This window comes from Streptomyces sp. NPDC091271 (assembly GCF_044757505.1).
GTDB lineage: Bacteria > Actinomycetota > Actinomycetes > Streptomycetales > Streptomycetaceae > Streptomyces.
The window spans coordinates 257,450-272,898 of record NZ_JBIVVD010000003.1 but is presented as its reverse complement, the minus strand read 5'-3'; the positions used below and the strand labels follow the sequence as shown (position 1 = coordinate 272,898).

At 71.3% G+C, this 15,449-nt stretch carries 14 protein-coding genes and 2 pseudogenes; 11 read left to right on the top strand and 5 right to left on the bottom strand.

Annotation, left to right across the window (positions count from 1 at the left end; genetic code table 11):
• Positions 1-3: 3 nt before the first annotated feature.
• From ACIQM3_RS13030 to ACIQM3_RS13020, 3 genes are read right to left on the bottom strand one after another with little or no spacing between them, the layout of a single operon-like run.
• Entirely contained in the window at positions 4-1,443 is a 1,440-nt protein-coding gene (locus tag ACIQM3_RS13030) for an extracellular solute-binding protein (protein WP_401623025.1), read from the bottom strand.
• Positions 1,440-4,148: a substrate-binding domain-containing protein gene (locus tag ACIQM3_RS13025; protein ID WP_401623022.1), complete on the bottom strand. Its 2,709-nt coding sequence runs from the start codon at positions 4,146-4,148 to the stop codon at positions 1,440-1,442. Before ACIQM3_RS13025 ends, ACIQM3_RS13030 begins: the two co-directional genes overlap by 4 nt.
• Before the next feature lie 5 nt (positions 4,149-4,153).
• Complete coding sequence (locus ACIQM3_RS13020; RefSeq protein WP_401623019.1) at positions 4,154-4,657, bottom strand: hypothetical protein; 504 nt, start codon at positions 4,655-4,657, stop codon at positions 4,154-4,156.
• A gap of 219 nt (positions 4,658-4,876) precedes the next feature.
• Here ACIQM3_RS13020 and ACIQM3_RS13015 point away from each other — a divergent pair, with 219 nt between their 5' ends.
• Positions 4,877-5,083: a DUF4287 domain-containing protein gene (locus tag ACIQM3_RS13015; protein WP_401623017.1), complete on the top strand. Its 207-nt coding sequence runs from the start codon at positions 4,877-4,879 to the stop codon at positions 5,081-5,083.
• A gap of 18 nt (positions 5,084-5,101) precedes the next feature.
• On the opposite strand, the gene ACIQM3_RS13010 is transcribed toward ACIQM3_RS13015, so the two are convergent.
• On the bottom strand, positions 5,102-7,507 hold the full coding sequence (locus ACIQM3_RS13010) for a SpoIIE family protein phosphatase (protein WP_401623014.1): 2,406 nt from the start codon (positions 7,505-7,507) through the stop codon (positions 5,102-5,104).
• Between the two features lie 365 nt (positions 7,508-7,872).
• Here ACIQM3_RS13010 and ACIQM3_RS13005 point away from each other — a divergent pair, with 365 nt between their 5' ends.
• The 7 genes and pseudogenes from ACIQM3_RS13005 to ACIQM3_RS12975 all read left to right on the top strand — a co-directional run bounded on the left by ACIQM3_RS13005 (position 7,873) and on the right by ACIQM3_RS12975 (position 13,418).
• Complete coding sequence (locus ACIQM3_RS13005; protein WP_401623011.1) at positions 7,873-8,610, top strand: hypothetical protein; 738 nt, start codon at positions 7,873-7,875, stop codon at positions 8,608-8,610.
• 43 nt (positions 8,611-8,653) lie between these two features.
• Positions 8,654-10,228, top strand: a complete 1,575-nt coding sequence (locus ACIQM3_RS13000) for a hypothetical protein (RefSeq protein ID WP_401623008.1) — start codon at positions 8,654-8,656, stop codon at positions 10,226-10,228.
• 90 nt (positions 10,229-10,318) lie between these two features.
• The gene (locus tag ACIQM3_RS12995) at positions 10,319-10,702 is read left to right on the top strand and encodes a DUF5955 family protein (protein ID WP_401623005.1); all 384 of its coding nucleotides are present in this window, start codon (positions 10,319-10,321) and stop codon (positions 10,700-10,702) included.
• A 46-nt stretch (positions 10,703-10,748) separates the two neighbouring features.
• Positions 10,749-11,321, top strand: a complete 573-nt coding sequence (locus tag ACIQM3_RS12990; RefSeq protein ID WP_401623003.1) for a hypothetical protein — start codon at positions 10,749-10,751, stop codon at positions 11,319-11,321.
• 57 nt (positions 11,322-11,378) lie between these two features.
• A complete protein-coding gene (locus ACIQM3_RS12985) occupies positions 11,379-11,936 on the top strand; it encodes an SMI1/KNR4 family protein (protein WP_401624337.1) in 558 nt (185 codons plus the stop codon).
• A 280-nt stretch (positions 11,937-12,216) separates the two neighbouring features.
• Positions 12,217-12,807, top strand: a pseudogene (locus tag ACIQM3_RS12980) (ATP-binding protein); the annotation flags it as partial.
• A 59-nt stretch (positions 12,808-12,866) separates the two neighbouring features.
• Complete coding sequence (locus tag ACIQM3_RS12975) at positions 12,867-13,418, top strand: hypothetical protein (protein WP_401623000.1); 552 nt, start codon at positions 12,867-12,869, stop codon at positions 13,416-13,418.
• A gap of 39 nt (positions 13,419-13,457) precedes the next feature.
• Here the strand turns inward: ACIQM3_RS12975 and ACIQM3_RS12970 are convergent.
• Positions 13,458-13,777: pseudogene (locus ACIQM3_RS12970) on the bottom strand (IS110 family transposase); the annotation flags it as partial.
• 35 nt (positions 13,778-13,812) lie between these two features.
• On the opposite strand from ACIQM3_RS12970, the gene ACIQM3_RS12965 reads away from it, so the two are divergent.
• From ACIQM3_RS12965 to ACIQM3_RS12955, 3 genes are read left to right on the top strand one after another with little or no spacing between them, the layout of a single operon-like run.
• Positions 13,813-14,034 carry a hypothetical protein gene (locus ACIQM3_RS12965; protein WP_401624385.1) on the top strand — a complete coding sequence of 74 codons (222 nt, stop codon included), beginning with the start codon at positions 13,813-13,815 and terminating at the stop codon, positions 14,032-14,034.
• Positions 14,035-14,048: 14 nt separating this feature from the next.
• On the top strand, positions 14,049-14,492 hold the full coding sequence (locus tag ACIQM3_RS12960) for a very short patch repair endonuclease (protein ID WP_401622997.1): 444 nt from the start codon (positions 14,049-14,051) through the stop codon (positions 14,490-14,492).
• Positions 14,489-15,442, top strand: coding sequence for a DNA cytosine methyltransferase (locus ACIQM3_RS12955; protein WP_401622994.1), 954 nt, complete (start codon positions 14,489-14,491; stop codon positions 15,440-15,442). The genes ACIQM3_RS12960 and ACIQM3_RS12955 overlap by 4 nt, the downstream gene beginning before the upstream one ends.
• The last annotated feature ends 7 nt before the right edge of the window (positions 15,443-15,449 follow it).

The window sequence follows — 15,449 nt, the reverse complement described above, 5'->3', positions numbered from 1 at the left end:
TCCTCACTTCCCCGCGAACACGTCCCGCAGCTCCTTGTCGAGCTTCTCGGCGGCCGCGTCGGTGTCGGGCCGCTCCGCGGCCAGCAGCGCGTGTACATGGGACTGCAGGACCTGGGTGAACGCGCCGTAGTAGGGGGTGCGCGGGCGCTGCACCGCCTCGGTCAGCGCCGTGCCGAGGATCCGGATGTACGTGGCACGCGCCTGCGCGCCCTGCCCCTTCGGAGTCCCCTCCCCCGTGGCCGCCGCCGTCGGCGCGTCCCCCGCCGGCCGGAGCGCGGCGGCGACCCGGGGCCAGCAGGGCTTCGCGGCGCTGCCGTAGACGGAGGCCCGGGTCGCCGCGAAGCCGGCGTCGAGCAGGCAGCGTTCGCTCTCCCGCGAGGTCAGGAAGGTGATGAGCTCGCGGGCGTTCTCGGCGCGGGGCGAGTCGGCGGTGACGGCGAGGTTCTGCCCGCCGAGCACGGCCTTCCCCGGCAGCCGGTTCACGGCGTAGTCCCGCGGCTCCATCAGGCTCCCCAGGGCCCCGTACGCGTACGGCCAGTGGCGCAGGAAGACGGCGCGTCCCTCGGCGAAGTCGGTGAGGGACGCCGTCTCGTCGGAGGTGAGCGCCGCGGGCTGGACACGGCCCCGGCCGACGCGGTCGAGGAGCGCGTCGAGCCCCTTCTTCAGCTTTCCCGCGTCGGAGCTGTACTTCCCCTCGCTGTCGGTGAGTTCGACACCGGCGTCGGCGAACGCCTCGACCGCGTTGACGGTCAGCCCCTCGTACTGCTTCAACTGCGTCGTCCAGCCCGCCAGTTCGTCGCGCCGGACCGGGTTCAGCCCGAGGGTCTTGACGGAGGAGTAGAGCTGGTCCCACGTCCAGTGGGCGTTGGGCTGCTTGTCCGCCTTGATGTCGGCCTCCGTCAGGAGGTCGGGCCGGTAGTAGAGGAGCCCCACGTCGGTGTTGAACGGGCGGGCGAAGGAACGGCCCTTCCAGACGGTGGTGGCGTGGACCTGCCGGATGAAGTCGAGGTCGTCGTCGGCGGCGGCGCCGGATTCCTCGACGGGCATCGGGCGGATGAGTCCGGCCTCGGCGAATTCCGGGATCCAGGTGATGTCGAGGTTCACCACGTCGTAGCGGGCGCTGCCGGACTGGAGGGCGCCGAGGAGCTGACTGCGCTGCTGGTCGGCGCCGCCGGGCAGCTCGACGAGCTTGGCCTGCTGGGCCTTCGACCCGGCGTGGAGGCGGTTCCACTCCTCTATGAGCTGCTGCCGCACGCTGCCGGAGCCGGTGACGTCCAGCCCGCTGGCGACGACGATGGGGCCTTCCGCCGACTCCTCCTGGCCGTCCTGCGGCGTGCCCCCGGGCCCTCCCGTGCAGGCGGCGGAGACGAGCGCGAGGAGGCAGGCCAGGGTGACGGCGGCCCTGGCCCTCCCGCGGCTGGTGCGACGGTCGCCGTAGGTCATTCCGCGTCCCCCGTACCGGTCTTGGCGACCTCCGCCGCCAGCTCCGCCGCGATGTCGTCGGCGGGGTCCAGGCAGCGGCCACCGCTCGCCTCCGCGAGCCGCTCGCCGAACCGGCCGGGTGTGCAGGCGCCGTCCTGGAGCGAGACCGTCACGATCCTGACCGGCGGAGCCTTCCCCGCCTCCGCGACGAGCCGCTGCTGTTCCTTCTCCTTCACGTCCTCGAAGTCCTCGCCGTCGGTGACCAGGACGAGGAGCCGGGGCCGCTCCGCCTCGGGGGAGTCGCGCAGGGTGGCGAGCGCCTCGCGCACGCCCGCCGCGATGCGGGCGTCGAAGGCGGCGGTCCCCGCGCCGGCGACGGTCTTCTGCGCACCGGCCCTGGTGTTCGCCCCGAACGGGACGAGGTCCGTGGCCGGTTTCCCCTCGTCGACGGCCGTCATCCACACCCCGTACGCGTCCCCGGCGCCCAGGGAGCTCATCGAACGGGCCACCAGTTCCTTGGCCCCGCCGGTGCCCTCCCAGACCCGCTTGTCGGCCATCGAGGTCGAGTTGTCGAGGAGGTAGAGCACCCGGCCCGGCCCGAGCGCCCCCCGGTAGCGGTCCAGGGTGCCGGTCAGCGACGTGGACACGTCGGCTCCCGGGCCGGTCTGCGGGATCTGTTCGCGTACGGCCGAGGTGTTGTCCTCCTTGCCCAGCACGGAATCGCCGTCGGGCGGGGCCGGGTCGCCCTTCTCGACCCCCCGGAAACCGTCGTCGGTGAAGCACTTCCGCGCGTCCTCGTCCGTGGCCAGCCAGTCGTAGAAGTCCTCGACGGCGTCCTTGCGGGCGGCGGCGTCCCGGTCGGCCCCGGACCAGGTGACCCGGACGAAGGGAAGGTCCAGCATCGGCACGTCGGAGGGGTAGTGGGCCACCCGGTGCGCCAGCGCCTCGGTCGCGCAGCCGGGCCGGCCCGGCTCGCCCGCCGACAGGTTGAACTGCGCCAGGGTCTGCTCCGGCACGAGGACGGCCGCCCGGTCCTCCAGGTCGTTGTGGGTCCCGTCCGCCAGTACGCACATCAGTTCCCGTGCGGTGGAGGGCATGGGCCGCAGCACCTGGGACATCCTCTGTTCGAGCGTGCCGACGCTCCCGGAGCCGGAGGAGGCGTAGAGCGCGTCGGTCGCCAGCAGGGCTCCCTCGGTGTCCTCGGGGTCGGGACGCAGGATCTCGACCGTCTGGTCCTCCTTCAGCCCGGAGACGATCGCGTCGAGCGGATCGTCGGTCTGCAGGGACTGCGCCAGACGCATGGTGTCCGGCACGCCGAGGACCATCGGCGTGAAGGCGATGGGGCCCAGCCGGTCGAGGTCCACCACGCTCTTCCCGGCGTCAGCGGCGGGCTCGTCGCCGTCGGCCCCGGTCGCTGTCGCGGTGGAGGCCGTGCCTCCGCTCGCCCCGTCGGCCGTGGCCCGCTGCCATGCGCTGTCGGCGGCCGGGATCCAGATGTCCGGCTGTGCGCCGACGTCCCGCTGGGGCCGCGGGCAGTCGCCGGAGGCCGGGCAGGTAACGGGCGGTTCCTGCCAGAGCGAGGAGGACCGGAGGGCCGCCACGGCGTCGGTGGCCTTGGCGTCGTACACGTTGATGCCGACGGTCCGGCAACCGTCGCCGTCCCGCTTGGGATAGGCGTCGGCGGCCTTCTGCACGGTGGCCCTCAGGTCGGGGTCGGTGAGCACGCGCAGTTCCAGGGGTGACGCGCAGGGACCGCCGGAGGTCCCGCCCAGGAGGTACCACGCACCGGCCCCGGCGAGGGCGACGACGCCCACCAGGACCACGGCTGCCGTACGCGTCATCCGGCTGACCACGCCGGGAAGAAGGCGGCGCCACGACCGCTCGGGGGCCTCCGGCTTCACGACGTCGTCCGGGGTCTTCGGCTCCGGTGGGGGAACGGCCGGGGCCGTCGGGCGTTCCGCGTCCGTGGCAAGGGCCAGCACGACGTCGTCGCCGTGGCGGAGCTCGTCCGGGATCCACGGGTGCCCGTCGACGGCCTTGAAGGGGGCCATCGCCTCACGGATCCCCGCGACGACCCGGGTGAAGGTGACCGGCTCCCCCTTGCCGGTGGTCAGCAGCCGGTGGAGAGCAGCCGTGAACTCCGTACCGGTACGGGGATCGCCGGGCGGGACCTCCACACCGGGCTCCGCGGCGGTGAGCAGGGCGAAGTTCTGTCCCACGGTCGGCCGGAAGGCCGCGAGCGCGTTACCGGCGAAGCAGCAGTCGAGGATGACGACGACCCAGTCGGCGCGGGAGGTCCGCAGGACGCCCATGACGTCGTTGTCCCAGGACAGGGCACCGACGAAGGGGTGGTGCCGGTCCCTGGTCACCTCCGAGTCGGTGAACATCAGGTTGAGGTCACTGCCGTCCGGGCGCACGATGCCGTGCCCGGCGAAGTAGACCACCAGCAGCCCGGTGACGTCCTTGCGGGCAGCGGCGAGCGCGGTACGCACGTCGTTCGGATCGACGATGGTGTCAGGGCCGCCGCCGTCCGAGGGGACGACGACGAGGTCCTCCGGGGCGAGCACGCCGGTGCGTTCGTCGGTCAGGGCCTCGCGCATGAGGCGGAGGTTCGTGGTGACGGACGGCAGGTCGTTCCGGGCACCCCTGTAGTGCTCCACCCCGATGAGTACGGCCCTGTGACGCTTGGCTCCGTTCTCCTCGCCGCGCGCGTCGTACGGCGGCACGGCCGCTAGACCTCTCCGGGCTCGTCGCCACCGCGCGTCCGGTTCGGGCCACCGGACCCGGGCCCCGCGTCCGGGTCCCCGTCTCGGGAGTCCCGGGTGGCGTCGTCGTCGGTGTCGCGGCTCAGGTCGGATCCCGCACCCTGGGGCGGACCGTCCAGCGTGACGCGCGGCCTCTCCTCGGGATCGGCGAACCGGCGCCGGTTGCGCAGCCAGGTCTCCACGGACCGCCAGGCGTTCTCGGCCACCGAGCGCGCCACCTCGACGGAGACGACCAGGATGATGTCCTGGATCAGCTCCCCGCCCATCGCCTCGGCCTGCGTGAGCGAGTCCTTGCGCGCCAGGGTGACTTCGTCCCGCTCCAGCGCGTCCTCGAGGACCGGCGCGTTACTCAGCCAGGTGCTCAGGGCTTCGAGGTCGTCGCGCCGGGTGTGCGTCCCGCTGAGGGTGATCCGTAACTCGATGCTCTCCCGCCCCTGTTCCCGCACGCCCGTGTCAGTCCCGTCCGCCATGCCTGCCCCCATCGACCCCGTCACCCTCGCCCCGCAAGGGACCGGTCACTGAACACAGAAGTATTTCACGGGTGTTGATCGTGGGCACCCCTTTGTTCCGCTTCATCTGGAGCTTCGCGGCGGGGGCCGTCGCGTGCCGACCGATTACTTCCGCGCCCGCCGGCAGTCATATGCATCACTACGGACCTCATGACGGAATTCACGGACGGGACGCGAGACATGACCGAAGCAGTGAAGGGCCCGGCGAGTTACTTCCCCTCGATCGAGAAGAAGTACGGCCGCCCGGTCGCGGAGTGGAAGGAGCTCATCCGCTCCTCGCCCCTGACCAAGCACATGGAGCTCGTCTCCTGGCTCAAGACCGAGCACTCCATGGGCCACGGCCACGCCAACGCCCTGGTCGCGCACACGCTCGCGGAGGACAAGTAGGTCGCGGGCGGGGCCTGTTCACCCTTCGTCGCCAGGGAGAACGTCGATGGACGGCCCGCCGTCGGGGGTCTCGCCCTCGGTACTCTCGTGGCCGGGGATCGCCTGCTCCGACCAGACGGTCTTGCCCTCGGCCGCGTAACGGGTGCCCCACAGTGAGGCGAGCTGGGAGATGATGAAGAGGCCCCGCCCGCCCTCGTCGACCGCTCCGGCGTACTTCATGTACGGGGCGGTGGTGCTGCCGTCGCGGATCTCGCAGGTCAGCCCCCGGTCCAGGATGAGGCGCAGCTCCACCGGCGGGCTGCCGTAGCGCACGGCGTTGGTCACCAGCTCGCTGACGATCAGCTCGGTCGCGTCACCGGTGTCGCCGTCGACGTGCCAGCCGGCCAGCGCCTTCGACGCGAGGCGGCGCGCGGTGGCCGGGGCCGTCTTGTCGTACGGGAGCTCCCATGCGGCGTACCGGTCCTCGGGCATCGCATGGGTGCGGGCGACCAGCAGGGCCGAGCCGCGGAGTCCGGCGTCGTCGGGCAGGGCGTAGGAGACGGCGTCGCACAGTTCCCGCAGCGGCCGGTCCGGCGGTGAGAGCGCCTGGACCAGCGCACCCGTACGGAGGTCGGCGTGGTCCCGCAGCGCGTTGCTGTGGAGCACGATCAGGCTGCCCTCCCGGAGCGGGAAGGACGCCGCGGCGACGGGCCCGCGGCCTTCCGAGCCGAGCGGCGGCCCCTGGGGGACGGGGACCTCCGTGGTGGTGCCGTCCGCGCCGATGACCAGGGGGGCACAGTGCCCGGCGGAGGCCACGGTGCACGTCTCGGTGAACGGGTCGTACACGGCGTACGTGCACGACGCGGACAGTGGTTCACGGTGCAGCGGGTCGCTCTGGGGCAGCTCCATGCGTTCCTGCGCCAGCCGGTCCGCGGTGTCGTACAGGCGCGCCAGCAGCTCGTCGGGCTCCAGGTCGAGCGCGGCGAGGGCCTGGACGACGGTACGCAACTGCCCCATGGTGGTGGCCCCGTGGATGCCTCGCTCGGTCACCTCCCCGATGACGAGGGCGGTGCGGGCCCCGGGCAGTGCGATCGTGTCGAACCAGCTGCCCGCGCCCCCGCCGGGCAGCAGCAGGTGGTCCGTCTCGACGGCGGGCTGGGGGGACGGGCGCTGGGGCAGCAGCCGGCGCTGCAGGGCGCTGGCGATGGTGTATTCGTGCACGTACCGGCGGGCGTTGTCGATGCCGAGAGCGGTGCGGGACGCCATCGCGGCAACCACGGGGATGTCCTCCTCGTTGAAGGCCTCGGAGTCACCGCACCGGTAGAGGCTCACCAGTCCGAGGACGGCTCCGCGCAGCGTCAGCGGTGCCAGCAGGAGCGTGTGCGCGTGCTGTTCCCGGATGGAGCGCGCCCGCGCGGGGTCGGCATCGGCCCAGGGCGCGTCCTCGACGGGGACGACGCGGGCCCGCAGGTCGGACAGCGCGCGCTGGAACGGCGTCCCGGGCGGCACGGCCCGCACGTCGCCGATCGGGTGGGCGGGGTCGTCACCGCCGCCGAACGCGGCCCGCCGCAGCGGCACGTCCCTGCCGAGCGGCCCGGGCTGCGGGGTCTCACCGCGCAGGACCGCGTCGACGACCTCGACGGCGCCGATGTCGGCGTAACCGGGGACCAGGGCGTCGATGAGGTCCCGGCAGATGGCCTCCACGTCCAGCGTCCGGCCCACACTGTCGCGGACCGCGTCGAGCGCCACGTCCCGGGCGTGGCGCCGCGCCTCTTCGGTGACGTCGGTCACGGAGACGGCCACCCCCAGGACGGTGCCGTGGTCGTTCGGCCGCAGCCCGTGCCCCTCCTGGAGCCGGAACGCCGACAGGGAGAACGTGCGCCGCCCACCGGGCACGTCGCCGGGGCGGGCACGGAACGGGCGCTCGACGCCGGGCACGCCGGTGCGCAGGACCTCCCGTACGAACGCCTCGACCCGCTCCGGTTCCTCGAAGGCGCACACGTCACGGAACGGCAGGCCGCGCAGCCGCTCGGTCTCGTCGGTGTCGGGGTCCGTGGAGTGGTCGCTGATCCGCAGGAGGCGGAGCTCCGGATCGAGCACATGGACGCGTACGCGCGCCTGGGTGAACATCACGTCCAGCAGCGCCTGCCCGAAGGCCCCGGGGCCGGTGCTCCCCTCGGTGGCCCAGACGGCCCAGCCCGCCCCGGCGAGCGGCTCCAGCCGCAGCCCCGTGCGCGCCTCGTCGTCCCCGTCGGCACCCGGGGTGTGGCCCGCGTCGCCCGCATCACCCGCGTCGCCCGCGTCGCCCACATCACCCGCCAGTACGTCCATGACGTGCAGGCCCAACGCATCGGCGGTCGCCGCACCGAAGCGCCGCTCGGCCGCCCGGCTCCACCCGGTGACCGTTCCGGCGACGTCCACGACCATCAGGGGCGCATCAGCCATGAACCCAGCTCCTTCGCCCCCGCACGGGCCCAGGACAGGGCCTCCGCACACGCGGACACGTACCGAAACCAGCATCGGGCCCACGCCTGCCGTCCGCTACCTGAGCGGGCGGGCGGGACCCCGTTCACGCGCGCCCGCTACCACATTTCTCTCTACCAGGGAGGAATTCACATAGACATGCGCAACTTACAGACATCCGGGCCATACCTACGCCACACTCTGGCTCCCGAACGATGACAGAGCGGACAGGAGCCCGGATGGCAGATGCCGTCGATCCGCCCGGTGCACGGGGAAGAGTCGCGCCCACGCCCCCTGAGCCCGGAATCACACCGTCCCCGCCTCCGCCTGAGCAGGGCCCCCGTCCGGTGGGGTTCGCGTACGACGAGATCCTCCGCACGCTCGCCCCGGCGGCACGAAAGGCCCTGGTACGGGTCCTGGCTGTTCCGCTCGTCCTCCTTCTGGTTCCGGTCGCACACCCGTGGACGTACCTGCCGTCCGGCGACGGCGGTGACGCCCCGTACAGCGCGGGTGCGAGTGAGGCCGGATCCACCACCTCGGACGGGGAGGGTGGCGGTGCCGATGAGCCCCCGCCCCCGTCCGAAGCCCCCGCCACGTCCGAGGTGCCGTCCGCTTCCGTCGAGGAAACCGCCCAGGCCCGCGCCCTCGACAGCGTCCTGGAGGAGTCGGCCGGATACCGGACGAGCGTGCAGTCGGCCGTGGACGACACCTCCACGTGCGGAGCGACCTCGGGCCTCGAACAGAGCGCGACCACTTTCCGGGAGGCGGCCACGGCCCGAGGGGAACTCGCGGACGACGTACCCGCCCTGACGCTCGACCAGGTCCGCCGGGGACCCGACATCAAGGTCCTGCTCCAAGAGGCGCTCAGGCTCTCGGCCACCGTCGACACCCACTTCGCCGACTGGGCCACGGCGCTCGACGACGGTTCGTGTGCTCCTTCCTCCACCACCCAGCAGGCCGACTACGTCCTGGCCACAGGTGACGCGAACGACGCCGCCGCGTCGGCGAAGCAGGACTTCGTGGACGTGTGGAACCCGATCGCGGAGACGTACTCACTGCGGTCGTGGCGGGCCGACCAGTTCTGAGCCCTACCGCCGTGAACCAGCGAGAACCCCCGGGGGGACCGATATGAGCACCGACCGCACCACCGTGCCGCCACCCGGCGGACCTGGCCGCGCCGACCCCGCACCACCGGCGCCGTTACCGACGCCGGAGGATCCGCACGGGTCCTCCGCCGCCCAGTCCGAGGTGACCCGGCTGCTCTCCGTCGGCGCCCATGTGGACCGGGAGTTCGCCGACCGGGTGATCGAGGAGCTGCTGGACAACCGCCACCGCCTGGCAGCTCCCGCGTACGGCTACGACGCGGCGACCGTGCTGGGCCATGCGCTCGCCGCCCGCAGGCTGCGGCGCGTCAGGACGGCTCTGTTCACCGCTGCCGGTCTCCAGTGGCTCCTCATCGGGGTGCTCGCCGTCGTCGCGGGACCGCTCGGCGCGACGGCGTTCTGGGTGTGCACGGTCGTGGGGGTGTGGGCGGCCTGGGCCGTACGCCTCGTGGGGAAGGTCGTCACGCGCCAGATCGTCACGGTCCACCTCAGGCCGCGCACCCCGCCCGACGCCACGTACGGCTTCGACGGCGAGCCGCCTCTGAACACCTGGAGCGAGGCCGAGGTCTACGAGGAGATCCGGCAGGAGCAGGACGGGAGTTCGGGCATCGTCCGCTACGGCGGGTACATGCCGTTCGTCGGAGCGGGACACGCGCTGCGGGCCTGGTCCTTCGCCGTCCTGCTGGACGGAGCGCCGCAAGGCGCCCTCCACCCCACCGGGCCGCCCCGCCCGGACGCCGGCCCCACACCTTTCACCGGCCAGGAGCTGACGGCCTACGTACAGGAGCGGCTCACCACGCACCTGCTGACGGAGGTCCCTCACCCGGACCAGCGGCTGGACGGCCTGGAGGTCACCCGCCGTCTCTACGCCCGCGCCGACGGACCGCATCCGCCCGTGCCGGGGGAGGACGAGAGCCCGCCGGGCGGCCCGGCCTCGGGGGACTCGTCCGAGCACTACGACGCGGCACGCGAGTTCCTCGTCGTCCGGGTCGGTTCCTGGTCGGAGGAGCTCGTCCTGACGGTCTTCCTCAACTTCGATCTCAAGGGCAGGGTCCTCCACACCCAGTTGCACGCCTACGAACTCCTACCGGTGAAGGCCGCCTACCACGCTCCGGACCGGCTGCCGCGCGGAGTCAGCAGACGGGTACTGCGTGCTCTGGCTCGCGAGGCCCTGTCCGAGACGCTCCTCGGCGGCATCGGCGCGGTCACCGGCGCCCCCCGGGCCCTGCTGTCCCGCCGGGCGGCCGTACGCCGGGCCGCCGACGCCGGGCCGGTCGCGGATCCCGACACCGAGGCCGGGGATCTGCCGTACACGGACTGGGGTGCGCGGCACAGCGTCCGGCAGCTGGGGGCGGGCTCGGGCTACCACCACTACTTCCAGCGGATGGACAGCACCAAGTACTTCAAGGTCGTGGAGCGCCGGACGCTGGAGGTGATCCTCGACTTCCTGGACCTGAAGCACGTGGACACCGCCGAATTCCGGGCGCGGCAGTCGGAGGTGCTGAACGTCGGCATCCTCCAGACCGGCAGCGGCACGATCGTCAACCGGGGCACCACCGCGGTGGGTTCCGACGCGTCGGTCTCCGTCGCCGGCGGGTGACGCGGCGGTCCACGCCGGCCCGGCAGCAGACCGCCGGGTCACCGAGACACCCATGCCCACGCTTCGACCACACGAGGAGAGAAGAGAGAGATGAGCGGCGAACAGAACATCGGTATCTACCAGGCCGGCAGCGGAAAGCTGGACAACTCGGGTACGACAGTCGCCGGTTCGGGCGCCAGGGTGTCAGTCACCACCGGCGGGCCCGGCGCCGCCCCGGACGGGGTGTCCCCCCAGGAGGCGCTCGCCACGCTGCGTGAGCTGCTCGCCGTACACGGCAGGGAGCTCCCCGCCGCCGACCGCGCGCGGGCACGCGGCGAGCTGGAGGAGGTGGCCGACGAACTCGCCGCCGACGAACCGGACCGGGGCCGCCTCGCCGGCGCCCTGGAGAGGCTGGGCGCCGCACTCGGGTCCGTCGCGGGTCTGGCAGCTGCGGCGGAGGCCCTGAAGCAGGCCGTCACCGGGCTCTTCGCGTGATCACCGGACCTCACGGCGGGGCCGTACCGGGAGAGGACGGGCACTGATGCCGAACGAATTCAGGCAGCTGCGGAAGGCCGTCCGCAGGCGGGACGTGATCAGGTACGGCGGCCTCGGTCTGCTCTCCGTCGCGCTGGCCGCCTGCGGCGGGAAGAAGGGGGAGGACGACGGCGCCTCGGGTCCCCCGGGGCGGACCGGCGGTTCCAGCAGGCCGACCGTCGCCGGGGCCGCCGTCCAGGCCTTCGCGCAGGGCTCCTGGACTCTCGCCTACAGCCCGCGAGGAAAGGTCAACGACGAGTACCGGCGGATCGAGATCACGGGTCGCGCCTGGGACCTCGACGGTGGCGACCTCATGGGTTCCTTCACGCTCACCGGCGATGAACTCCAGCTCACGATCGACAACATGAGCACGGACAACGTCTGGGCCGCCACCGGCATGCCCGGCACGGTCGGCGACGACGCCTCGCTCACCCTGCAGTGGGGCCATGACGCGGAGTCCGGCCTCAGCGACGGAGAACCGGTGGACACCACGCCGTTCCCCCTGCCCGTCGCGTGGGACGGCACCACGCTCAAGATCCAGACAGGGAACGGCGTACTGATCACCGCGGTTCGCGCCTGACACCCCGAATCGGCGGTGTCGGAGCGGACGCATAGCCTGCCGCCCATGCCCATTCCCGTGAAGGACACAGCCGAGACCGACCGCAGCTTCCCCGTGGCCCTGGCGGAGGTGGCCACGGTCGACTTCTACGACGACCACTACCTCACCGTCGACGAGGACGGAGACGAGGACCACCGCTTCGACTTCGAGCCGAACCCGTACTTCGAGTCCGCCGAGTGGACCACGGAACTCTTCCGGAGCTGGACGGGAAACAAGGAGGTGGACGGCGACGCCTACCTCGTCTTCGGCCAGGACGGCGCGGGCGGCCGCGCCATGATCTGGCGCGCCCGGCCCGGCCGGCCGCTCGCCGACCAGCCGGTCGTCTTCCTGGGCTCCGAGGGCGAGCGCGGCATCGTGGCGGGAAACCTTTCCGACTTCCTCTGGGTCCTGGCCGACGGCTACGGCCCGAGGGAGGCCGCCCTCGCCGACGGACTTCCGTCCGCGCCCGACGAGCCCCTGACCCGCATAGCCGATCGCCACGCGGCGACGCCGCGCCGGACGGCGCAGGAGATCGTCACCGGGGCCCGGGCGGAGTTCGCGACCTTCTCGGAGGACCTCGACGCACTCTGCCGGTGAGCCTGCGGGCGGACGGCACCACGGATCAGCGTGCCGAGACCACGGGACCGCTGCGCTCCCCCGAGCGCGGCGGCGCGGGTGCTGGACGGGGTGGCCGGGCTGGTGGCGGGGCGAGCTCATGCGGCGCGCGGGCCGCCGGCCTCGGGCTCGTATCAATCGCAGGATGAATTCAACAGTGATTCCCCTCATGTCGCACCTTTGCAATACGATCACATTCAACAACTAGCTCCGGGCCACTCACCCCCCACACAGGCCCCGTTCCGTCTGTGCGAGGAAGCCCATGCCGCCCTACCAGCCGTCCTCGGACTGGCAGTACGAGATCCCGACGACCGGCAGCAAGCGGCTGCCTCCCGCCGCCCGTTACGTCGAATCACTGTCGCATCAGGGGTACGGCTTCGAGGCGGCGATAGCCGACCTCGTCGACAACTCCATCGACGCGGGGGCGCGCAACGTCGTCATCAGCTTCCTGCGCGACGAGGACCGCCTTGTCAGTCTCCTGGTCGTCGACGACGGGCGGGGCATGAACGACGAGACGCTCGACACCGCGATGACGGTGGGCGGCCGGCAGGAGTACGGGGAGAACGCGCTCGGCCACTTCGGTGCCGGTCTCAAAGCCGCGTCGCTCTCGCACGCCGACTCGCTCACGGTGATCAGCCGCACCAAGCGCAGCCCGTCCACCGGCCGCCGGTGGCTGACGGCCCGCGCCCAGGCCGATTTCACCTGCGACATCGTGGATCCCGGCTACTGCCAGGACCTCGTCGACCGTTACGACGGCCTGATCGAGTGGCACGGCACCATCGTGCGCTGGGACAAGGTCCGCGCCTTCGACACGGTCACCACCGGACAGACACCTCAGGGCTTTAACTCGTCAAGCTTTGGTGCTCAGGCTGCTATGTAACCTGTCGATCTGCTCGAACGGGAGGGCGGGACGTGGAGAAGCTGGTGGAGAGGGCCGTCGCGGAGGCGCTTGGTGACGGGGGCAGCGAGGCGATCCGCCTGTACGTCGCCGCCAGTACCGAACGCATGACGCCGCTGTTCATGGGCTTGCGAGCGAACACGCCGGGGCGGGAATCCGACCTGGACTTCTACGCGGAGTCCGTACGCGACCTCTGGCATGCCGACCGGCCGCTCGCCGACGTTGCCGAGCGCGTACGCCTGCTGGAGCAGTTCCCGGAGCTTCAGCCGAACGAGGAGGGGATCACCGATGTCGTCGACACCTACGCCTTCTTCGCTGTCCTCACCTTGCGGTATGCCCTGCTAGCTCATGGCTCGGGAAACGCTGATGACGCGGTGGCCTGCGGTCATGCGGCGCTCACCGCGATGGGAATGCTGGACCAGAACGTGGCGGGGGCCAGCCTTCTCGCCGAGGAACAACGGCTCCAGTCCCTCTCGCTGAGTAGTGACGCAGCAGGTCTGTGGGACGCGAGCGTCACGGTAGGACGGGAGAGATTCCGTGCCGTACTGGGCCGCCTGCCACGCTAGGCATGCTTCCGAACTCTCGCCGTGAGATACGGCCTTAGGTCATGCGGCCATCGCGCCCAACTCGCCGGGCGGAGCTGGGAAGGCCGATGCCTCGTCATATCGATGGCCATGTTGGAGGCAGGGGTAGAGCTGCCCGAGCAGGCGATTGAAGAGGTTCCGCTGGGCGGATGCGTGCCAGTCTCCGTGGTCGTCGCGACGCCTGCGGTAGTGGCTTTTGGCGCCGGGCGAGGCGTTGGGGGCGGAGAAGGCCCAAAGATGGCCGACGTGGTTGAGACGGTCGTTCTTCACCCACCGTCGGGTGACGCTCGACTTTTTGCCTGAGGGTGGGTGATGGGTGAGGCGCCGGCGTAGGCCTTCAGGCCAGGACTCCGGGGACCCTCTGGTCGAGTCGCTCGTGCGGGAACGACGCGCCGCCCTGGTCCTCTATCCCACGGTGGAGAACGAGCCCCGGCTGTCCTCACGCGGCATGATCGATCCCGGTGACGTGGTCCTGGCGTTCTGCCTGGTCGCCCCGACGTCACCGAAGGGTGGGCAGCGCAGTCTGGTGCGCTTCCGAGCCGTGGATTCGAGTAGGAGCAATATCGCCGTCGTCGATCGTGTGCAGGGCGAGGCGTAGGAAACTTGGCAGTGATGAGCACCGCCAAACCGTCCTCCCCCGACGTATCCGCCCGGATGAGCCGCCAGGCGCGCCGCGACACGGCGCCCGAGGTGGCGGTCCGGAAGCTGCTGCACGCTGCGGGCTATCGCTACCGGGTCAACGAACGCGTGCCGGGCATGTCCCGGCGCACGATCGATATCGCTTTCACACGGGCCAAGGTGGCAGTGATGATCGACGGCTGCTTCTGGCACGGTTGTCCCGAGCACGCCACGCAACCGAAGTCGAACGCTCAGTGGTGGCGGGAAAAGCTGGACCGGAACATGGCCAGGGACCAGGAGACGACCGAGCATCTGGCTGCGGCGGGGTGGACCGTGCTGCGATTCTGGGAACACGAGGCGCCGGACGGAGCCGCCGAGCTGGTCGCGGCGGCCGTCGAACAGGAACGGCGGACACGGAACAAGGGCGGGGGCCCATGAACAAGCTGCGATTCGTCGATGTGTGTGCGGGAGCGGGGGGATTGGCGCTGGGGCTCGAAGGTGCGGGTTTCGATCCCGTGCTGCTGCTCGACAAGAAGCAGGTGGCCTGCGAGACGCTACGGCTGAACCGGCCGGCGTGGAACGTTCTGGAGATGGATCTTCTGGACTTCGACCCGGCAGAGCACCAGCACACCTACGACGTGGACCTTCTCTCCGCCGGGCTGCCCCGGGTGAAGTCCAGCGCGACGGTGGCGAGAACCGAGACGGACGAGGAGGTGCGGCTGCTGGAGGCCGCGGTGCTGCTCGCCCCGTCCATCCAGCCCCGTGCGCTCATCATCGAAAACGTTCCGGGGCTCGTGGACTCCCCCAAGTTCGAGGGCGTGCGGGAGTTCGTCCGCAAGGAGCTCGAACATCTCGACTACCGCTTCCGCTGGTTCGTCCTGAACGCAGCCGACTTCGGCGTGCCTCAGGATCGCAAGCAGGGGGTGCTCGTCGCGCTGAAGAAGCAGTACTTCGACGCGTTTGAACCGCCGGTTCCGACCGCCGCCCATCATGTGCCGGTGGGGACGGCACTGGGCCGGTCCATGGCAGCTCACGGTTGGCCCGGGGCGGACGCCTGGGCGGCACAGGCCATCAGCGTGGCTCCCACATTGGTGGGCGGCTCGGACAACCGGGGTGGTGCGGACCTGGGTCCGACGGGGTCGAAGAAGGCGTGGGAACGGATGAGGGTCAACGGTGGAGCACTGGGCAATGATGTTCCGGGGCCCGATGACCCTGTTTCGGGGATGATCAAACTCACCGACATGCAGACCGCTCTTCTGCAGTCGTTCCCCGAGGATTGGCAGTTCGCCGGGAAGAAGACCGCGCGCTATCGGCAGATCGGTCACGCCTCTCCGCCGCCGGTCGGAACGGCGCTCGGACTGGCCGTCGCCGCCGCCCTGAACAGCTGATCCACGG